At 71.8% G+C, this 20,385-nt stretch carries 15 protein-coding genes and 1 pseudogene; 14 read left to right on the forward strand and 2 right to left on the reverse strand.

Going from position 1 to position 20,385, the window contains the following annotated elements; genetic code table 11:
• Positions 1-72 precede the first annotated feature (72 nt).
• The 4 genes and pseudogenes from ACIF9R_RS09960 (at position 73) to ACIF9R_RS09975 (ending at position 6,611) form a co-directional block, all read left to right on the forward strand.
• Entirely contained in the window at positions 73-3,729 is a 3,657-nt protein-coding gene (locus ACIF9R_RS09960) for a type I restriction endonuclease subunit R (protein ID WP_399976886.1), read from the forward strand.
• A 62-nt stretch (positions 3,730-3,791) separates the two neighbouring features.
• Positions 3,792-4,544, forward strand: a complete 753-nt coding sequence (locus ACIF9R_RS09965) for a M48 family metallopeptidase (protein WP_399976889.1) — start codon at positions 3,792-3,794, stop codon at positions 4,542-4,544.
• Between the two features lie 32 nt (positions 4,545-4,576).
• Positions 4,577-5,158, forward strand: a pseudogene (locus ACIF9R_RS09970) (aminomethyltransferase beta-barrel domain-containing protein); the annotation flags it as partial.
• 184 nt (positions 5,159-5,342) lie between these two features.
• Complete coding sequence (locus ACIF9R_RS09975; RefSeq protein WP_399976891.1) at positions 5,343-6,611, forward strand: globin domain-containing protein; 1,269 nt, start codon at positions 5,343-5,345, stop codon at positions 6,609-6,611.
• Here ACIF9R_RS09975 and ACIF9R_RS09980 read toward each other — a convergent pair.
• Complete coding sequence (locus ACIF9R_RS09980) at positions 6,601-7,380, reverse strand: alpha/beta fold hydrolase (RefSeq protein WP_399976894.1); 780 nt, start codon at positions 7,378-7,380, stop codon at positions 6,601-6,603. The genes ACIF9R_RS09975 and ACIF9R_RS09980 overlap by 11 nt on opposite strands.
• Before the next feature lie 89 nt (positions 7,381-7,469).
• Entirely contained in the window at positions 7,470-7,793 is a 324-nt protein-coding gene (locus ACIF9R_RS09985; RefSeq protein ID WP_399976896.1) for a DUF427 domain-containing protein, read from the reverse strand.
• 76 nt (positions 7,794-7,869) lie between these two features.
• Between ACIF9R_RS09985 and ACIF9R_RS09990 the strand changes: the two genes are divergently transcribed.
• From ACIF9R_RS09990 to gatB, 10 genes are all read left to right on the forward strand, one after another.
• Positions 7,870-8,673 carry a class I SAM-dependent methyltransferase gene (locus ACIF9R_RS09990; protein WP_399976899.1) on the forward strand — a complete coding sequence of 268 codons (804 nt, stop codon included), beginning with the start codon at positions 7,870-7,872 and terminating at the stop codon, positions 8,671-8,673.
• Positions 8,670-9,209 (forward strand): TIGR00730 family Rossman fold protein, encoded by a 540-nt coding sequence (locus ACIF9R_RS09995; protein ID WP_399976902.1) that lies wholly within the window; start codon positions 8,670-8,672, stop codon positions 9,207-9,209. The genes ACIF9R_RS09990 and ACIF9R_RS09995 overlap by 4 nt, the downstream gene beginning before the upstream one ends.
• Positions 9,210-9,227: 18 nt before the next feature.
• Entirely contained in the window at positions 9,228-9,932 is a 705-nt protein-coding gene (locus ACIF9R_RS10000) for an SDR family oxidoreductase (RefSeq protein WP_399976905.1), read from the forward strand.
• A 167-nt stretch (positions 9,933-10,099) separates the two neighbouring features.
• Entirely contained in the window at positions 10,100-11,110 is a 1,011-nt protein-coding gene (locus ACIF9R_RS10005; protein ID WP_399976908.1) for a methionine synthase, read from the forward strand.
• Positions 11,111-11,124: 14 nt separating this feature from the next.
• Positions 11,125-13,320 (forward strand): NAD-dependent DNA ligase LigA, encoded by a 2,196-nt coding sequence (gene ligA, locus ACIF9R_RS10010; RefSeq protein WP_399976910.1) that lies wholly within the window; start codon positions 11,125-11,127, stop codon positions 13,318-13,320.
• A gap of 259 nt (positions 13,321-13,579) precedes the next feature.
• Positions 13,580-15,865, forward strand: a complete 2,286-nt coding sequence (locus tag ACIF9R_RS10015) for a putative bifunctional diguanylate cyclase/phosphodiesterase (RefSeq protein ID WP_399976913.1) — start codon at positions 13,580-13,582, stop codon at positions 15,863-15,865.
• Between the two features lie 918 nt (positions 15,866-16,783).
• The gene (gene gatC / locus ACIF9R_RS10020; RefSeq protein ID WP_004925108.1) at positions 16,784-17,080 is read left to right on the forward strand and encodes an Asp-tRNA(Asn)/Glu-tRNA(Gln) amidotransferase subunit GatC; all 297 of its coding nucleotides are present in this window, start codon (positions 16,784-16,786) and stop codon (positions 17,078-17,080) included.
• Between the two features lie 6 nt (positions 17,081-17,086).
• Positions 17,087-18,583 carry an Asp-tRNA(Asn)/Glu-tRNA(Gln) amidotransferase subunit GatA gene (gene gatA / locus ACIF9R_RS10025; protein WP_399976916.1) on the forward strand — a complete coding sequence of 499 codons (1,497 nt, stop codon included), beginning with the start codon at positions 17,087-17,089 and terminating at the stop codon, positions 18,581-18,583.
• Positions 18,580-18,819 (forward strand): hypothetical protein, encoded by a 240-nt coding sequence (locus tag ACIF9R_RS10030; RefSeq protein WP_399976919.1) that lies wholly within the window; start codon positions 18,580-18,582, stop codon positions 18,817-18,819. The genes gatA and ACIF9R_RS10030 overlap by 4 nt, the downstream gene beginning before the upstream one ends.
• Positions 18,820-18,834: 15 nt before the next feature.
• Positions 18,835-20,349 carry an Asp-tRNA(Asn)/Glu-tRNA(Gln) amidotransferase subunit GatB gene (gatB, locus tag ACIF9R_RS10035; RefSeq protein ID WP_399976922.1) on the forward strand — a complete coding sequence of 505 codons (1,515 nt, stop codon included), beginning with the start codon at positions 18,835-18,837 and terminating at the stop codon, positions 20,347-20,349.
• Positions 20,350-20,385 lie beyond the last annotated feature (36 nt).

Here is a 20,385-nt window from a genome sequence, read left to right on the forward strand (position 1 = left end):
CGATAGAGTTTCGATTCCCTGTCCTGTACCGGAGGGTGGGGAACGAGGCCGGTGGCCGGGGAGGGCAGGCGCGTGGCGGAGCAGCCGGAGTACGTCAGGACCGAGCGGCCGCTGATCGAGCAACTGACGGCGATGGGCTGGACCCATCTCCGGGGCGGACCGAGCGCCGGACCCGCCACCGCGCCGGGCGCCTCGGACCGTACGAGCTTCGGGGCCGTCGTGTACGCGGACCGGTTCAAGGCCGCCGTGGCGAGGATCAACCCGAGGCCGTCGGACGGAAAACCCTGGCTGAGCGACGCGCAGTTGGACCATCTCCTCGCCCTGGTCCAGGGCGCCGCGCCGGGGCAGGGCCCGAAGGAACGCGGTGTCGCCGGGAACCTGGAGGTGACCGACCTCCTGCGCAAGGGCCGCAACGCCCGCACCCTGCCGGGCTGGACGAAGGGCGACCCCGAACACGTACGGCTCGTCGACTGGGACGGCGAGTTCGGGGAGCACCCGGACACTCCCGGTGGCGGCAACGACCTGCTCGTCGTCTCCCAGTTCCGGGTCGAGCACAAGGACGCCGCTCCCGTCACACCCGACCTCGTGCTGTTCGTCAACGGGCTGCCCTGGGTGGTGATCGAGTGCAAGGCGCCCGTGGTGTCCGGCCCTCAGGGAGACGTGCGGGCCGCCCTGGACGACGCCGTCGACCAGGTCCTCCGGTACGCGGGCGTCAACTCCCCGGCCGCCGTACCCGAATTCGTCCGCTTCGCGCAGGTCCTGGTCGGCACCGACCGTGACCACGCCGAGACCGGCACGGTCACCGCCGAGCCCCGGCACTTCGCCCCCTGGCGCACGGTCGCGCCCGTGAGCGAGGACCGCGTACGCGAGGAGGTGCGCAAACCCGCGTCGGCGGCCCTCACCGACCAGGAGATCCTCGTCGCCGGGATGCTGCGCCCTGACCATCTCCTCGACCTGGTAAGGGACTTCACCACCCGGCTCGGCAGTGGACGCCGAACGGTCAAACTGGTCGGCCGCCACCAGCAGTTCAAGGCGGTGAAGGCACTCACGCGGAAGCTGGAGGAGCGGGACCGGAAGGCGGCGGCCGGCGTGGCCGTCGGCCATCGGGGCGGTGTCGTCTGGCACACCCAGGGCTCCGGCAAGAGCCTGACCATGGCGTTCCTGGTCCGGCACCTGCGCAGCCGGCCCGCTCTGAAGTCGCACAAGGTGGTCGTGGTCACCGACCGCATCGACCTGGAGAAGCAGATCCGGGCAAGCCTCGCCGCCACCGAGGAGAAGGTGCACCGTGCGCCGAGCGTCAAGCGGGCCAGGAAGTACCTGGAGGTGGACGTCGGGGACGTCGTCCTCGTCACGTTGCAGAAGGCGCAGCGTGATGACACGGCGTACGACGGCCGGGAGGAGTCACTGCCCGACACCGTCCCCGACGACGAGGACGCCGCCGACGAGGGACACGTACAGAACCGAGTGGCCAATCCGCACCACCATGTCGTCGTCCTCATCGACGAGGCCCACCGGGGCCAGGACAAATGGCAGCACGCCCGCTGGCGGGCCATGCTGCCGCGTGCCGCCTTCGTCGGCTTCACCGGCACCCCGGTGATCAGCGGCAACCGCAGACGCAGCGAGGAGATCTTCGGCCCGTACGCCGACACATACACCCTGCGCGACGCCGAACTCGACCGGTCCGTCGTGCCCGTCCGCTACGAGGCGTACGCCGTACCGCTCGATGTCGTCGAACAGGCCGCCCTCGACGCCCGGTTCGACGAGAAGGTGCCGTCCGATCCGGAGCTGCGGGCCAAGGTGCTGCGCAGGTTCGGCCGCCGCAAGGAGATCCTGGAAGCGCCGTCGGTGATCGAGGCCAAGGCCGAGCACATGCTCGGCCACTGGGCCCGCACCGCGCTGCCCGACCGCTTCGGGGCGCAGATCGCCACCGTCTCCCGGCTCGCCGCCGTCCGCTACCGCACCGCGCTGCTCGCCGCCCGAGACCGGCTCGTCGCCCGCCTCGACGCGCTCGACCCGGCCCTGATCGCCGACCCCATGGCCGCGCTCGAAGCCGACGACGAGGAGCGGGCGCTCCTCATGCTCCTGCCGGACCGCGAGGTACTGAGAACGCTCGACGCGGCCGTCGTCATCTCCCCGGCGGGCCAGGGCGGCAGCGATCCGCAGGAGTGGCGGCCGTGGATCGCCAAGAGCCACCAGGACGCGCACATCGAACGCTTCAAGAAGGGGCTGCCCCCGCGCGACATCACGGCCGACCCGGCATGGAACGTCAGGACGCACGGGGCGCAGCCGTCCGGCGCCGGCACCGCGGCGAGCGGCGGCCAGGTGTGGAACGTCGATCTCGACCTGCCCGCGGACAGCGAACCGCCCTCGCCGCCGGACACGGAGGGCAGCACGCCACCGGAGACCATGGCCTTCCTGGTGGTCCAGTCGATGCTGCTCACCGGCTTCGACGCACCCGTCGAGCAGGTCCTCTACCTGGACTGCAAGCTGTCCGGCGCGGGACTGCTGCAGGCCGTGGCCCGCACCAACCGGCCCTACCCGGCGAAGAAGTGGGGCCAGGTCGTCGACTACGTCGGCATCGGTCCCGAACTGGCCCGCTCGCTCGCCTCCTACGACCAGGAGCACCTGCGGCACGTCCTCGGCTACCGGAACGTCTCCGTGGACCACCTCCAGCCGGACTACGAGGGACCGCAGCCCGACGGCCGCGGCCCGGACCGGGACGCACTGCTGCTGCGGTCCGACACCGCCGCCAAGGCCCTCCTGGAGGACCTCGGGGCGAAGGTCACCCGCTTCCTGGCCGGGCAGAACGTCACCGACCCCGGCGACGAGTCGCAGTGGGAGGAATTTCTCGGCCGGCGCCTCGACGACCCGCTGCTGCGGGGGGAGTTCGACGAGCGGGTCCGCGACTTCCTGACCGCGCTCAACGCGGTCCTGCCGGACCCGGAGGCCCTGAAGTACCGTGAGCTGGCAGGTCAGTTGGGCACACTGCAGTACATGGCCAGACGCCGCTACCTCGACGGCCGCGAACAGTTCAGCCCGCGCCGCTACGGGGCCAAGGTGCGCCGGCTCATCTCGCAGCACATCGAGACCACCGGTATCCGGCAGCGGATCCCGCCCGTCGAACTCACCGACCCGGAGTTCATGGAACGGGTCGACGCGAATGCCGACCCCCGGGCGCGGTGCTCGTACATGACGGGCTCGCTGAAGCTGCGCATCACCGCGAAGATCGGCGGCGACCGGGCCGGCTACCAGCGGTTCAGTCTCCGGCTCGAAGAGATCATCGCGCGGATGGAGGACGACTTCGAGCAGGCCGCGGCCGACCTGAAGCGTCTGGTCGGGGACGTGGCCGCGGCGGAGCGGGAGCCGGAGAACCCGGAGAACGACGACGGCCTCGACTCCCGGACCGAACGGCTCGTCCTCGGACTGCTCCAGCAGCACGCCGAAGACGCCGTGCGGGAACCGTGGCCGCCGGGCACCGACCTGATCCGGGCGGCCCGTGGCCTCACCATGGAGATGTCGGTGCTCGTCCGGCGGCCGCAGATACACACGCAGACCGCCGCCCGCAACCGCATGCGCAGCGAACTCTGTGAGCATCTGGAGACCTGGCTCGCCATGGACTGGGACGACATCGGCGACCTCGCGAGCCATCTGACGGAGCTGGCCGTGGAGAGGCACGAGTACTTCCTCGGATACCGGCCGCGTGACGAGGCGGACGGCGGGGACACCTGACTTGGTGACCGCTGGTGCCTGCCAGGCAGGGTGATGTCGTTGCCGGATGGTAGGAAGAGCGGGTGAGCACCGTCGTCGAACAGGCCATCGCCGATCTCCCCGTGCCCGGGGGGTGGCGGTGGGATGTCGTCGTGCGGCCCCGGCGCCGCACCCTCGGCATCGAGATCGCCGAGGACGGCCGGGTGCTCTTCGCGGTTCCCGCGGACGCGGATCCCCAAGAGATCGCCGACGCGGTGCGTGGCCGCATGCCGCGTCTGGCCGCCGAGGTCCGCCGCCGTCAGGACCTGCGGGCGGCCGAACCGGTCAAGGACCTGATCGGTGGCGAGGGCTTCGCCTACCTGGGCCGCCGGTACCGGCTCAGGCTCACTCCCGACGGCGCCGGCAGTCACGTACGACTGCGACAGGGATGGCTGGAGCTGCCCCGATCGCGGTCGGCCGCCGCCGATGCCGGGCCCCTTGTGGAGTGGTACAGCAGCCGCGGGGAGCGCTGGCTCGCTGCCCGGCTGCCGCCGCTGGCGTCACTGGCCGGAGTGCGTGATCCGGCCGGCATCGAGGTGCGGGACCTCGGCCGTCGCTGGGGTGCCTGTTCCCCTGAGGGCGCGATAACCGTGCACTGGGCGGTGATACAGTTGCCGGTCGCCCTGGTGGACCTCGTCCTGATCCATGAACTCTGCCACCTCAAGCACCCCGGCCACGGAGCGGCTTTCCGACGGGCCGTCCGGCTCGCGCTACCCGACGCCGACGTGCGCGAACGGCAGTTCGCGCAGGAGGAGCCGCGACTGTGGCGCGGAGCCGTCTCCTCGCCAAGGCACTAGCCAGCGCTCGGGCTTCGATGCGGTCTGCACGGTCCGGCAGCAAGGTCGGCACCCACGAGGGCGCGTACGGCTTCACCATCGGTCAGCGCAAGGGCCTGCGCATCGGTACCCCCGCCTCCGACGGCAAGCCCCGCTACGTCCTCGACATCTCCCCGGTGACCAACACCGTCACCGTCGGCCCCGCGGCGGCCCTCGACGTCACCGCGCTCTCCGCGATCAGGCCCCGCTGGTGCGGCGCCGCCCCGGCCGGCCCCGGCACCTACACCGCCCAGCTGCGCGCCCACGGCGGCGAGACCGAGGTGACGGCGGAACTCGTCGACGGCTCCCTCGAGGTGTCCTTCACCGAGCCCGTCCGCGGCGTCGCCCCCGGCCAGGCGATCGTCCTGTACGACGGCACCCGCGTCGTCGGCTCGGCCACGATCGCCTCGACCGTGCGGGCCACGGCCGACGTGGCCCGAGCGCAGTCGCCGGGGCATCAGGACGGAAGCGGGCGTCAGCGCGAACGGGGACGTCACCAGGCCCTTGCGGGAGGGCGACCGGGCACGTCCGTCGAAGGGACCTCCGACCCTGGTGGAAGGGACCTTCGGTGGTGCCCCGCCCGTCGCTCGCTCTGATGTGATGCGGACGCGCCCTCTGGTCTCCTCGCGGACGCCGTGCAGCGGCCAGGGTGCACCCCCTTGACACAGAACCGACAGGAAATGCCGCGATGCTTCGCACAGCCGTCCCCGTCCCAGCCGACCGCCCGGCGTATGCCACCTCCCCGGTGTCCCTCGCGTGGAGCGCGCTGCGGGTGGGCGCGTGACCACCGACTACCACAGCCTGCTGGCCCGCCAGGAGGCCATGCGCCTGCGTGACCGGCTGCGCGCGTCCGCCGTGCACACGGCGGCACACGCCTCCTCGGTCACCGCGGCGGCCCGCCTGCGGGCCCTTCCCGCCGGGCCCGCGGAGGCGGAGGCGATCGTACGCAACGTCGCCCAGGTCACGCCCTTCAGCGCGCTCATCGAGCACCTCTATGACGTCCTGTTCGAGCGGCACCCCTACCTGCGGAAGCTGTTCCCCGGCTCGATGGAGTTCCAGCGGGCACACCTGGGGCGGGCCTTCCGGTACCTGATCGAGAATCTGCACCGCCCCGACGAGGTGACCGCCTTCTTCACCCGCCTCGGCCGCGACCACCGCAGACTCGGCGTGCTCCCGGTGCACTACGAAATGTTCGAGGAAGCGCTCCTGGAGGCGCTCCAGCGGCAGGCCGGAGGACGGCTCGGTGGCGACGTCACGGGCGCGTGGCTGCGCATGGTGGGCTTCGCCGCCGAGGCCATGGTGCGCGGCGCGCACGACTCGCTCGGTGAACCGCCCTACTGGGGCGCCACGGTGACGGACCACCGGCGCCGCCGCCCCGACCTCGCTGTTCTCCGCCTCCGCCCGTCCGCGCCGTACCCCTGTCTGCCGGGCCAGTACGCGAGGCTGCAGAGCCCGCTGCTCCCGCAGACCTGGCGCCCGTACACCCTGGTCGGCGTGCCCGGGGCCGATGGCGAACTGGAGTTCCACATCCGGCGCACCGCTCCCGGCGGTGTGAGCGACGCCCTGGTGACCGGCACCTGCGTCGGCGACACCCTGCTGCTGGGTCCGGCCCAGGGCACCACGACCCTGAACGACGACCCCGCGCGGGACGTGCTGATCGTGGCCGGCGGCACCGGCTGGGCCACGGCCAGGGCGTTGCTCGAGGACCTGGCCGCGCGCCGCATCCCGGGCCGCTCGGCGCACCTGTTCCTCGGCGCCCGCACCGCCGACGACCTGTACGACGAGCCGGCCCTCGCCCGGCTGGAGAACCGCTGCCCCTGGCTGCGGGTGGTCCGGGTGGCCGAGGACGGTTCCGGCGGGTTCGAACCCGGTTCCGTCGGCGCGGCGGTCGCCCGGCACGGCGACTTCTCCCGGCACATCGCGTACGTCAGCGGCCCGTCGGCCATGGTCACCGAGGTGACCCGGCACCTCGCCGCACTCGGGCTGCCCGCCGACCGCGTTCGGCACGACCCGTTGGCCGACGGTCCCCTGGCCGGCCTCACCTCTTGAAGAAGTCCGCCAGCACCGGCGCCAGGACGTCCGGTTCGACCATGTGGGTCTGGCCCTCCAGGGTGCGGTACGTACCCCGGGGGACGGACTCCGCGATCGCCCGCGCCGCCTCACGCATCCACGCCGGGCTCGCGTCCCCCGCGATCGACAGCACCGGCGCGGGGATCGACGACAGCAGCTCGCGCGGGACGCTCCCGTCGCCCATCACGGCGTCGTCGTACGCGAGGCTCGGCGCCATCGACTCCATACCGGCCCACATCGGGGACTGCCGGGCGCTCTGGATGACCGCCTCGCCCAGCCCGGTCAGCCGCAGGAAGAGTTCCACCGCGTCCCCGCGGCGGCCCTCCGTGAGCGCCGCCGTCAGCTCCTCGGTGTACCGCGCGCGTTCCGCCAGGTCCTCCGCGGACATCGCGTACGGCGTCTCGTACACCGCGACATGGCGCACCGGCAGCCCGCTCGCCGCCGCCCGGAGCGCCAGCGCGCCACCCGAGGAGACGCCGTACAGCGCCGCCTCGCCCCCCAGCGACTCGATCAGCGCCGCCAGATCCTCGACCTCGCGCTCCACCGCGTACGGCGCCGTGTCGCCGCTCGCACCCCGGCCCCGGCGGTCGTACACCACCACCCGGAACCCTTCCGAGAGGCGAGCCGCCAGCGGGGCGACCGTGCCGCCTGTCGACAGCGCGCCACTGACGAGAACGATCGTGGCACCCCGTCCGGCGCTCTCGTAGGCCAGGGACGTGCCGTCGCGCGAAGAGATGTTCTTGTCCATGTCTCACCAGACTGCCGCACGGCGCGAACTTCATCGCGGAAGCGGGCGGCGCGTCCGCCGATCGCAACCCTTCTACGCGACCGACGCCGTCAGCCGGTTTCCACGTCGTAAAAGCACAGGTGGTTCTTGATCTCCGCGACCTCGGGCCTCGGCTCCGGGTACGCCCAGACCAGATCCGGCGCCCCCGGCAGCGACCAGTAGGAGGCGGTGCCCTTGAAGGGGCAGTGCGTGTGCGTCGCGGACGGCGTCAGCAGATCGAGGCGTACGTCCTCGGGCGGGAGGTAGTACCGCGCGGGGCAGCCCGTCTCGCGCAGCACCAGCGCCCGGTCGCTCTGAGCCAGCACCTGTCCGTCGCGCACCACACGGACGTGCCGGTCACTGGGCTCGACGGTGATGCGGTGGCCTCTGGTCACGATCGCTCCTCCTGGGTAGCCGACTCGGCGGTTACAGCGCACGCTGAAGCGGAGTTCTTCCCGAGGAGGCCACCCCATGGGAGCGAAGGAGACCGGCAGGAACCGGGGGACCCTGGCCCACCGGGCCCGCTACGCCCTGCGCCATCCGCGCCGCGTCCCCGCCCACGCGCGGCGCGCCCTGCGCGACGCCTGGCTGCGGCTGCGGCACCGCGACCACATCGCGTACTACCGCGCGGTGATGGCTTCCGACGCGGCCCGCAGCGCCGAGGCCGCCGTCGGCCACAATCCCTCGCGCGAGCAGTGGGCGCGGATCGGCCGGATGCAGTTCGACTATCTGGTGGGGCACGGTCTCCAGCCGCACCACCGGATGCTGGAGATCGGCTGCGGCAACCTCCGCGCGGGGCGCCTGTTCATCGGCCACCTGGAACCGGGCCACTACTACGGCATCGACATCTCGCCGCACATCCTGCTCGCCGCCCAGGACACCCTCGTACGCGAGGGACTGCAGGCCAAGCTGCCCCACCTGACCCTCGCGAACGACCTCACCTTCGCCTTCCTGCCCGACGGGCACTTCGACGTCGTCCACGCGCACAGCGTCTTCTCGCACTCGCCCCGGCATGTCATCGAGGAGTGCTTCGCGCACGTCGGGAGGGTGCTGGCGCCCGGCGGGTTCTTCGACTTCACCTTCGACCGCACCGACGGCGAGGAGCACCAGGTGCTGCACGAGGACTTCTACTACCGGACGCGGACCCTGGTGGACCTGGCCGCCCGGTACGGTCTGTCCGCGCGGTTCATGGACGACTGGGAGGAACTGCCGCACCGGCAGTCGAGGATGCGGCTGACCGCGATGTCCGAGCGGGTCCGTACTGTGGGCCCGTGAACATCTGCGTCTTCCTTTCCGCCGCCGACCTCGACGACCGCTACACCGAACCCGCGCGGGACTTCGCGCGGCTGCTCGGCAAGGGCGGACACACTCTGGTCTGGGGCGGCTCGGACGTCGGTCTGATGAAGGTCGTCGCCGACGGAGTGGAAGAGGCGGGCGGGCGGCTCCTCGGCGTCTCGGTGGAGTTCCTGGCGGCGAAGGCCCGCGCCGGCGTCGACGAGATGGTGATCGCCAAGGATCTCGGGGAGAGGAAGCGGCTCCTGCTGGAGAAGGCCGACGCGGTCGTCGTCATGGTGGGCGGCACCGGCACCCTCGACGAGGCGACCGAGATCCTGGAGCTCAAGAAGCACGGGCACACCGAGATGCCGGTGGTGCTGCTCAACACCGCGGGGTTCTACGACGGGCTGAAGGAACAGTTCCGCCGCATGGAGGACGAGGGCTTCCTGCCCCGCCCGCTCACCGACCTGGTGTTCTTCGCCGAGGAGCCGGTGGGCGCGCTGGCGTACCTGGAGGAGAGCCTGGGCGTGGAGTGAGCGCCCGGTGATGCGAGCATGGCGCACATGGCTACCCATGTGATCACCGGAGCGGGCTCCGGCATCGGCGCGGCCGTCGCCCGCCGTCTGCACGCGCGCGGTGACGAACTCGTACTGCACGCACGCGACGCCGGCCGGGCCAAGGAACTGGCGGCCGAGTTCCCCGGGGCCCGCACCCTCGTCGGCGACCTCGCGGACCCCGACCGGCTCAGCTGGGCCTTCTCCCACCAGTCGCTCCCGGAGACGGTCGACTCCCTGCTCCACATCGCCGGCGTGGTCGACCTCGGCCCGGTCGGCGAGCTGACCCCGAAGACCTGGCGGCACCAGCTCAACGTCAACCTCGTCGCCCCCGCCGAACTGACCCGCCACTTCCTGCCCCAGCTCCGCACGAGCCGGGGTCATGTCGTGTTCGTCAACTCCGGCGCCGGTCTGAGCGCCCACGCCGACTGGTCCGCCTACGCGGCCTCCAAGCACGGCCTGAAGGCCCTCGCCGACTCGCTGCGCCACGAGGAGCACGGCAACGGGGTCAGGGTCACCTCCGTCTACCCCGGCCGCACCGCCGGCCCCATGCAGGCCAAGGTCCACCGCCAGGAGGGCAAGGACTACGACCCCGGCCGGTGGATCGACCCCGAGTCGGTCGCCACGACGATCGTGATGGCCCTGGACCTCCCGAGGGACGCGGAGATCAACGACCTGACGGTACGACCGGGCGGCACCCCATAACCCGCCCAACCCCATCCAGCCCGTCCGGCCTCATCCAGCCCGTCCGGCACCATCCCAGCCCCTCCGGCGTTTGAGGAGCGGGGGTCCGGGGGCAGCGCCCCCGGGGACGGGAAGGGAAGGGGCGGCGGGGGCGAACCCCCCGCCCACCCACTGCGTACGCTTCTCGCGTGAGCGAAAACAGCCAGCCGCCCCCCTTCGGCCCCGCCACCGGCATCGGCTCCCTCCCGGGCGGCAACGCCCGAGAGGCCGCCAAGACCGTCACCGGCAGCTTCGAGGACTTCCCCCACCTCCCCGAACTCCCCGCCCGCGGCCCCGGCGCGGACATGATCGGCCGCACCGCGGGCATGCTCGTGGAGCTCTACGCCCGCGTCGAGCCCAGCGGCTGGCGCATCGGCGACCACCCCGGCCGCGACACCCGACGCGCCCGCTCCTGGCTCGGCGAGGACCTCGACGCACTGGAGGAGTTCACCCAGGGGTACGAGGGCCCGCTCAAGGTCCAGGCCGTCGGCCCCTGGACCCTCGCCACCGCCCTGGAGCTGCGCAACGGCGAGGCCGCCCTCTCCGACCCCGGCGCCTGCCGCGACCTCGCCGCGTCTCTCGCCGAAGGGCTCCGCGTCCATCTCGCCGAGGTACGGCGACGCGTCCCCGGCGCCCGGCTCGTCCTGCAGCTCGACGAACCCTCCCTCACCGCCGTACTGCGCGGACAGGTGCGCAGCGCCAGTGGCTACCGCACCCACCGCGCGGTGGACCGGCAGATCGTCGAAGCCACGCTGCGGGACGTCGTCGGGGTTCACGACGGCGGGCCCGTCGTGGTCCACTCGTGCGCACCGGACGTCCCGTTCGCCCTGCTGCGCCGGTCGGGCGCGGCGGCGGTGTCCTTCGACTTCTCCCTTCTCACCGAGCGTGACGACGAAGCGATCGGGGAAGCGGTGGAGAGCGGGACCCGGCTGTTCGCCGGTGTCGTCCCGGGCACCGACGGCCCGTTGTCGGACCCGGGCGGTAGCGTCATGGGGGTCAGGACGCTCTGGCGCAGGCTGGGGCTGCGGCCGGGACTCCTCCCGGAGGCGGTCACGATCACCCCGGCGTGCGGACTCGCGGGGGCCTCCCCGGAGTACGCGCGCACGGCCTACGCACACTGCGTCCGGGCGGCGAGATCCCTCGCGGACAACCCAGAGTAACGGGAGGACACACGGTGGCCGGCGACAAGCAAGCGGAGACGACGAGCGTGCCCGCCGAGGCGCGGGAGAAGCACGCCGACCTCGCCGAGCAGATCGAGGAGCACCGCTTCCGGTACTACGTGAACGACGCCCCCGTCATCAGCGACACCGACTTCGACACGCTGTTGCGCGAGCTGGAGGCACTGGAGGAGGAGCACCCGGAACTGCGCACCCCGGACTCGCCGACCCAGAAGGTCGCCGGGGCGTACGAGACGGAGTTCACCTCCGTGCGGCACGTCTCGCGGATGCTCTCCCTCGACAACACGTTCAACGACGAGGATCTCGCCGCCTGGGCCGAGCGCATCCACAAGGAGCTGGGCGAGCAGAAGTTCCATTTCCTGTGCGAGCTGAAGGTCGACGGACTCGCCGTCAACCTCACCTATGAACGGGGCCGGCTCGTCCGCGCGGCGACCCGCGGCGACGGCCGCACCGGCGAGGACATCACGCCCAACGTCCGTACGATCGCCGAGATCCCGGACCGGCTGACGGGCGACGACGTGCCCGACCTCGTGGAGATCCGCGGCGAGGTCTACTTCCCGATGGAGAAGTTCCAGGAGCTCAACGCCCGGCTGGTCGCGGGCGGCGACAAACCGTTCGCCAATCCGCGGAACGCGGCGGCCGGTTCGCTGCGCCAGAAGGACCCGCGGGTCACCGCCACCCGCCGGCTCCACATGGTGGTCCACGGCATCGGGGTCCTGGAGGGGTACCGGGGCATGACCCGCCTCTCCCAGGGCTACGACCTGCTCAAGACCTGGGGCCTGCCCACCTCCACCCACACCAGGGTGGTCGACGACCTGGCCGGCGTAAGGGAGTTCATCGCCTACTACGGCGAGAACCGGCACTCCGTGGCGCACGAGATCGACGGTGTCGTCGTCAAGCTGGACGAGATCCCGCTGCAGGGGCGTCTCGGCACCACCTCGCGGGCCCCGCGCTGGGCCATCGCGTACAAGTACGCGCCCGAGGAGGTCAACACCAAGCTGGTCAACATCCGCGTGGGGGTGGGCCGTACGGGCAGGGTCACCCCGTACGCGCAGGTCGAGCCGGTCACGGTCGCCGGGTCCGAGGTCGAGTTCGCCACGCTGCACAACCAGGACGTGGTCAAGGCCAAGGGTGTTCTCATCGGTGACACGGTGGTGCTGCGCAAGGCCGGTGATGTGATCCCGGAGATCCTCGGTCCGGTCGCCGACCTGCGGGACGGCAGCGAGCGGGAGTTCGTGATGCCGGCCGAGTGCCCCGAGTGCGGTACGCCGCTGAAGGCCATGAAGGAGGGCGACGTCGACCTGCGGTGTCCCAACGCCCGCTCGTGTCCGGCCCAGTTGCGGGAGCGGCTGTTCTACCTCGCCGGGCGCAAGGCGCTGGACATCGAGCACTTCGGCTATGTCGCGGCGGCGGCGCTGACCCGGCCGCTGGAGCCCGCGAAGCCACCGTTGACCGACGAGGGCGACCTCTTCGACCTCACCGTCGAGCAACTGCTGCCCATCAAGGCGTACGTCCTCGACCAGGACAGCGGACTGCCGAAGCGGGACCCGAAGACCGGCGAGGAGAAGATCGCCACCGTCTTCGCCAACCAGGAGGGCGAGCCGAGGAAGAACGCGGTCGCGATGCTGGCGAACATCGCCGCGGCCAAGGAGCGTCCGCTGGCCCGCGTGCTGACCAGTCTGTCGATCCGGCACGTCGGACCCGTCGCGGCCGAGGCGCTGGCCCGCGAGTTCCGCTCCATCGACCGTGTCGAGCAGGCCACCGAGGAGGAACTGGCGAACACCGAGGGGGTCGGCCCGACCATCGCCGCCTCCCTCAAGCAGTGGTTCGCCGAAGACTGGCACCGCGAGATCATCCGCAAGTGGAAGGCGGCCGGTGTCCGCATGGAGGACGAGGGGGCGGGCGAGGACGAGGGCCCGCGTCCGCTGGAAGGGCTCACCGTCGTCGTGACCGGAACTCTGGACCATTTCACCCGGGATGGCGCGAAAGAGGCCCTGCAGATCCGGGGAGCGAAGGTGACCGGATCCGTCTCCAAGAAGACCTCGTTCGTGGTGGTGGGCGATAATCCCGGGTCAAAATATGACAAGGCGATGCAGTTGAACGTGCCGGTTCTGGACGAAGAGGGCTTCCATGTCCTTCTCGAGCAAGGGCCCGAGGCCGCTGCCGGCGTCGCCCTTTCGGCCGAGGAGTAACGGTTGAAGGCGGTCTGATCGGCGCATACCAGATGCATACGGGTGGCAAGGGCGCATTCGGGCAACCGTCGGCGACCGGTGCCCGTGAAGGCCTTCTGCGGCCTACTGTTGAGATGTGCGCCTGCCGTGCCCAGCTGCGGTCGGGGCAATCCCGTACCCGCGAAGGGTGCGGGCAAGGGCTTTCCAACGCGGAGCCGCTGAAGGCTGTCGGGCATCGGGCCGCGTGGCGTGGGCACCGCCGGCTGTGAGAGGGACGGGAATGGAACCGACCGAGAGCGCCGCCCCGGGCTCACGGCTGCGCCTGCGCCGCATCGCGGTCGTACGGCGGCGCGGCCGCGGGGGCGGGCGGCCCGCGGGGCAGCCGGGCGCGCAGGGGCGCACCGGTGCGCGCACCGCGGACGCGCGCGGCGCCGGACAGCCGGCCGGCGGGCGCGGCGCCGGGCTGTCCGCGTCACAGTCCCTGTCCGGTTCGCTGTCCGGCTCACTGTCCGAGGGGGAGACGGAACGGCACCCGTCCTGGCCCGCGTTGCCCACGGCTGTCGTCGCGGCGGCCGGTTTCGTGCTGGGCGCGGGTTTCCTGCGGGCCTTCACCGGAGGACACGCGCTGTTCCCCGGCGGGGCCGTCGGCTGGTCCCTGGCCGTGCTGACCGGAATCATCGTCGGGCATCTGGTGATGCTGGGGCGCTCCCGCTGGTGGGGCGGCACGGGCTCGGGTGCCGCTCTCACGCTGGCCGTGCTGCTGCTGTACGGCTGGGTCGCGGCCGGGATGGTCAGCCTCACCGTCGTCGTCCTGGTCGGCGTCGCCCGGCGGGGCCGCTGGCGGCAGGGCGTGCTGCACGGCGCGGTGGATCTGCTCGGCATCGGCGCCGGCGCGCTGGTGCTGGCCGCGTTCGGCTCCGTGCCGTCCGTCGAGTCGCCGTCGAGCCCGGACACCTGGACGCTGTACACCGCGCCCGGGGTGGTGCTCGTCGCCGCCGTCTATCTCCTGGTCACCCGCGGGCTGTTGTGGTACCTGCACACACCCCGCGCGGGGCTGCCCACCGTGGCCCGGACCGCCCTGCTGCGGCAAGGGCTTGTGGCGGTCGCCCTACTCGGCATAGCACCCCTCGTGTGTGTCGTCGCCGAGGCCAAACCCGTGCTGCTGCCGTTGTTCTCCATCCCGCTGATCGCCCTTGACTCCACCCTGTGGATAGCCCGCGCCCGCGCCGAGGAGCAGCTGCGCGATCCGCTGACCGGACTGCCCAACCGGCAGTGGCTGCTGGAACGGATCTGGACCGCGCTGGACGACGCGGAGCGGATCGGCGTGCGCTCCGCCCTCATGCTGATCGACCTGGACCGGTTCCGTTCGGTCAACGACACGCTCGGGCATCTCGCCGGGGACCGGCTGCTGCTGCAGATCGCCGACCGGCTGAGACTCGCCCTGCCGCGCGGGGCGGAGGCCGCGCGGCTCGGCGGTGACGAGTTCGCCGTGTTACTGCCCGTCGCCGACTCCACGACATCCGCGACCCGGGTCGCCCGCGGTCTCGTCTCCGCCCTCAGCTCCCCGCTCGACCTCGACGGGCTCACCCTCGTCCTGGAGGCGAGTGCGGGAGTCGCCGTGTTCCCGGACCACGCGGTCGACGCGGAGGGGCTGCTGCGGCGGGCGGACGTGGCGATGTACCAGGCGAAGCGGGACCGTACGGGGGTCGAGGCGTACGAGTCCAAGCGGGACTCCAACACTCCTGACCGGCTGGGGCTGCTGGGCGATCTGCGCCGGGCCCTGGACGCCCGTGAGGTGGAACTGCACTACCAGCCCAAGGTGCGCTTCGACGGGCAGGTCGCCGGGCTGGAGGCGCTGGTGCGGTGGGTGCATCCGGATCGGGGCAGGGTGCCCCCGGACGAGTTCATAGCGATCGCCGAATCGTCCGGGCTGATGCCGCACCTCACCGAGTACGTGCTGGAGACCGCGCTCGGGCAGGTGGCCGAGTGGCGGTCCCAGGGACTGTTCGTACCGGTCGCCGTCAACGTGTCGCCCCGCGATGTGCACACCCCCGGCTTCGCCGGGTCCGTCGCGGCGCGGCTCGCCCGGCACGGAGTGCCGGCGGGAGCGCTCCAACTGGAGATCACCGAGCATGTTCTGCTGGAGGACCCGCAGCGGGCGGCCGACACGCTGAACGCGCTGACCGGGCACGGCGTGAAAATGTCCCTGGACGACTTCGGCACCGGTTACTCCTCGCTGGTGCATCTGCGGCGGCTGCCGGTGAGCGAGCTGAAGATCGACCGGTCGTTCGTGGCGCGGCTGGCCGTGGACACCGAGGACGCGGAGATCGTGCGGTGCACGATCGATCTGGCGCACTCGCTGGGGCTGCTGGTCGTCGCGGAGGGGGTCGAGGACGACGAGACCTGGGAGCGGTTGCGGGATCTGCGCTGCGACGCGGTGCAGGGGTGGCTGGTCGCCGCGGCGATGCCGCCGGACGAGACCACGGCGTGGCTGCTCGCCCGCGGCTCCCGGGGCTGGCAACGGCCCGCGGCGGCACTGCCGGCGGCGAGAACGTCCGACGACTAGCCGGTGCCGGCGTCGGCGCCGTTCCGGCGGGGGTGCGGCCGGCTTTTTGGTCGGGTGCGGGTCGTCGGTCGTATGCCTGCGGCGCAGCTGTCCCTTCGGTGGGGGCTGAGGTAGCGCCCGGGGGTGGTGGGTGGGTCGGGGCCGGGTCGGGGGTACCCGTCCTCGGTCCGGCGCGGAATAGGTACTTCGTGAAGTGAGCGGCGCGGACGCGCCGGCCGCTGCGGGCGGGCACCCCCGCCCCGTCCCCTTCCCGCCGTCGGCGCCCGCGCCCCGCCCACCGCCATCCGTCCCCCACCGCCATATGCGGCCTGTCGGCCACACCCGTGTACGGCTGTCGCACCCGCCTGCCGCCCGCCCCCACACCGCACTCCGCCGCTCCCGCGCGCAGTCGTGCCACACCCTCCGCCCTCCGCGGGCGTGCCGTGCCGTGCCTTCGCCGCTTCCGTGGGCAGTGGTGCCACACCTTCCGCTCTCTGCGGGCGTGCCGTGCCGTGCCTTCGCCGCTCTCCGTGGGCAGTGGTGCCACACCTTCCGCTCTCTGCGGGCGTGCCGTGCCGCGCCTTCGCCGCTCTCCGCGGGCAGTCGTGCCGCTGGGGCGATGGGGGTCCCCCGCTCGAGCGAAGCCGAGAGTGGGGGAGGGTGGGCGCGACGGCGCCCCGTAGGCGCCGGGCTGCGCGAACACCCCCCGCCCAGCGTCCACGCCGGGGATGCTGCGGGGCGCCGGGTCGTCCAGGAGGGGGTGCGAAAGCCCCGCCGGGTACCGCAACGCCGGGCCCCGTGATTCCGTACCGGTGCGGGACAGCGCGGCCACCGGAACGGAGTTCCCCGGCACGGCCCCCGGCCCATCGGCACGGACACCGCCCCCCGCCCCATAGGATTGGCCCCAAACCACACACACTCACCCCAGAGGATCGCTGCATGCCTGGCATTACGCGCGAGGAGGTCGCCCACCTCGCCCGGCTGGCGCGTCTGGAGCTGAAGCCCGAAGAGCTCGACCACTTCGCAGGCCAGCTCGACGACATCATCGGCGCGGTCGCCCGCGTCAGCGAGGTCGCCGACCAAGACGTCCCGCCGACCTCGCACCCGCTCCCGCTGACCAACGTCATGCGGCCGGACGAGGTCCGTCCCTCGCTCACCCCCGAGCAGGCGCTCTCCGGCGCCCCGGCCCAGGAGCAGCAGCGTTTCAAGGTGCCGCAGATCCTGGGGGAGGAGTAACCCGCCATGAGCGATCACATCATCAAGCTGACCGCCGCCGAGACCGCCGCGAAGATCGCCTCGGGCGAACTCACCGCCGTCGAGGTCACCGAGGCGCACCTGGCCCGGATCGAGGCCGTCGACGAGAAGGTGCACGCCTTCCTGCACATCGACCGTGAGGGCGCCCTGGCGCAGGCGCGCGCCGTCGACGAGAAGCGGGCCCGGGGCGAGAAGCTCGGCCCGCTGGCCGGCGTCCCGCTCGCGCTGAAGGACATCTTCACCACCGAGGGCATCCCGACCACCGTCGGTTCCAAGATGCTCGAGGGCTGGATCCCGCCGTACGACGCGACGCTCACCAAGCGGCTCAAGGCCGCCGACGTCGTCATCCTCGGCAAGACCAACATGGACGAGTTCGCCATGGGGTCCAGCACGGAGAACAGCGCCTACGGGCCGACCGGCAATCCGTGGGATCTGACCAGGATCCCCGGGGGGTCCGGTGGTGGCTCGTCCGCCGCCCTCGCCTCCTTCCAGGCGCCGCTCGCCATCGGCACCGACACCGGCGGCTCCATCCGCCAGCCCGCCGCCGTCACCGGCACCGTCGGTGTGAAGCCGACGTACGGCGCGGTCTCGCGGTACGGCATGGTCGCCTTCTCCAGTTCCCTGGACCAGGGTGGCCCCTGCGCCCGTACGGTCCTGGACGCCGCCCTGCTGCACGAGGTGATCGCCGGGCACGACCCGATGGACTCCACCTCCATCGACGAGCCCGTCCCGCCGGTCGTCGAGGCCGCCCGCAACGGCTCCGTGGCCGGCATGCGGGTCGGCGTCGTCAAGCAGTTCCGCGGCGAGGGCTACCAGGCCGGTGTCGTCCAGCGGTTCGACGAGGCCGTGGAGCTGATGAGGGGACTCGGCGCCGAGATCGTCGAGCTGGACTGCCCCTCGTTCGATCTCGCCCTGTCGGCCTACTACCTCATCGCGCCCTCCGAGTGCTCGTCCAACCTCGCCCGCTTCGACGGCCTGCGCTACGGCCTGCGGACCGGCGACGACGGCACGCACTCCGCCGAGGAGGTCACCTCGCTGACCCGCGAGGCCGGCTTCGGCGACGAGGTCAAGCGCCGCATCATGCTCGGCACCTACGCGCTCAGCTCCGGCTACTACGACGCGTACTACGGCAGCGCCCAGAAGGTCCGCACGCTGATCAAGCAGGACTTCGACAAGGCGTTCGAGCAGGTCGACGTGATCGTCTCCCCGACGACACCCACCACCGCCTTCGCGATCGGCGAGCGCGCCGACGACCCGATGGCGATGTACCTCGCCGACCTGTGCACCATCCCGACCAACCTGGCCGGCAACGCCGCCATGTCGCTGCCCTGCGGACTCGCGCCGGAGGACAACCTGCCGGTCGGACTGCAGATCATCGCCCCGGTCATGAAGGACGACCGCCTCTACAAGGTGGGTGCGGCCGTCGAGGCCGCCTTCGTGGAAAAGTGGGGCCACCCGCTGATCGAGGAGGCTCCGTCGCTGTGAGTGCACTGACCAAGGCCAAGGGATTCAAGAAGTCCCGGTCCGGGACGTACCTGTCCATGGCCGCCACCGCGTTCGGCGCGATCGGCGTCGCCAAGCGTGTCAAGAAGGCGCGGCTGGAGAAGGACACCCTGGTCCTGATCGACGCCACCGTGTCCGCCGCCGCCATCGTCACCGGCCTCGCCATCCTCTACCGCGAGCTGAAGCGGCTGGGCGACGACGACGTCCTGCTGGGCTGAGAGGGAAGTTTCACCGTGACCACCACGACCGACCTGGTGTCGTACGAGGACGCTCTCGCGTCGTACGACCCCGTCATGGGCCTCGAGGTCCATGTCGAACTCGGCACCAAGACCAAGATGTTCTGCGGGTGCTCCACGGAGCTCGGCGCCGCCGCCAACTCGCAGACCTGTCCCGTCTGCCTCGGCATGCCCGGCGCTCTCCCGGTCGTCAACGCGACCGGCGTCGAGTCCGCCGTCAAGATCGGTCTCGCGCTGCACTGCGAGATCGCCGAATGGTGCCGCTTCGCCCGGAAGAACTACTTCTATCCGGACATGCCGAAGAACTTCCAGACCTCCCAGTACGACGAGCCGATCGCCTTCGACGGCTACCTCGACGTGCAGCTGGAGGACGGCGAGACCTTCCGCGTGGAGATCGAGCGCGCCCACATGGAGGAGGACACCGGTAAGTCCACGCACGTGGGCGGTGCCACGGGCCGTATCCACGGCGCCTCCCACTCGCTGCTCGACTACAACCGCGCGGGCATCCCGCTCATCGAGATCGTTACCAAGCCGATCACCGGTGCCGGCGAGCGCGCCCCCGAGGTCGCGCGGGCGTACGTCCGTGAGCTGCGCGAGCTCATCCGCGCGCTCGGCGTGTCCGAGGCGCGCATGGAGATGGGCCAGATGCGCTGCGACGTGAACCTGTCGCTGCGCCCGCACGGCCGGGAGAAGTTCGGCACGCGCTCGGAGACGAAGAACGTCAACTCGCTCAGGTCCGTCGAGCGCGCCGCCCGCTTCGAGATCCAGCGGCATGCCGCCGTCCTCGACGGGGGCGGGACGATCATCCAGGAGACCCGGCACTTCCACGAGGACACGGGGTCCACGACCTCGGGCCGCGTGAAGGAGGAGGCCGAGGACTACCGGTACTTCCCGGAGCCCGACCTGGTGCCCGTGGCGCCGTCGCGCGCGTGGGTCGAGGAGCTGCGCGCGGGGCTGCCCGAGCTGCCGCTGGTGCGCCGCAACCGGCTCCGTGAGGAGTGGGGGATCTCCGGCACCGACATGCAGGCGATCCTCAACGCCGGTGCGCTGGACTCCATCGTCGCCACGATCGACGCCGGTGCCGACGCCGCCTCCGCCCGCAAGTGGTGGATGGGTGAGCTGGCCCGCGCCGCCAACGAGTCCGGCACCGCGCTCGACGAGCTGGCCATCACCCCGGTGCAGGTCGCCCGGGTCACCGAGCTGGTGAACGCCGGGGACCTCAACGACAAGCTGGCCCGGCAGGTCATCGAGGGCGTCCTCGCGGGTGAGGGAACTCCGGACGAGGTCGTCGACAAGCGCGGTCTGAAGGTCGTGTCCGACGAGGGCGCGCTCACCACGGCCGTGGAGGAGGCCATCGCCGGCAACCCGGCCGTCGCGGACAAGATCCGCGGTGGCAAGGTCGCCGCGGCCGGCGCGCTGGTCGGCGCCGTCATGAAGGCCACGCGCGGGCAGGCCGACGCGGCCCGCGTGAAGGAGCTGATCCTGGAGAAGCTGGGCGTCGGCGAGGGCTGAGGTCCCGCCGGTACGGGAGACAGAGGGGCGCACCGG

The organism is Streptomyces sp. NPDC086080, assembly GCF_044540255.1.
Lineage (GTDB): Bacteria > Actinomycetota > Actinomycetes > Streptomycetales > Streptomycetaceae > Streptomyces.

Excerpts from the sequence above, each read along its gene's own strand:
- ACIF9R_RS10000 (WP_399976905.1), top strand. The coding sequence starts at position 9,228 with ATGGCGCACATGGCTACCCATGTGATCACCGGAGCGGGCTCCGGCATC.
- gatC (WP_004925108.1), top strand. The coding sequence starts at position 16,784 with ATGCCTGGCATTACGCGCGAGGAGGTCGCCCACCTCGCCCGGCTGGCG.
- ACIF9R_RS10015 (WP_399976913.1), top strand. The coding sequence starts at position 13,580 with ATGGAACCGACCGAGAGCGCCGCCCCGGGCTCACGGCTGCGCCTGCGC.
- gatA (WP_399976916.1), top strand. The coding sequence starts at position 17,087 with ATGAGCGATCACATCATCAAGCTGACCGCCGCCGAGACCGCCGCGAAG.
- ACIF9R_RS09980 (WP_399976894.1), bottom strand. The coding sequence starts at position 7,380 with ATGGACAAGAACATCTCTTCGCGCGACGGCACGTCCCTGGCCTACGAG.
- ACIF9R_RS09990 (WP_399976899.1), top strand. The coding sequence starts at position 7,870 with ATGGGAGCGAAGGAGACCGGCAGGAACCGGGGGACCCTGGCCCACCGG.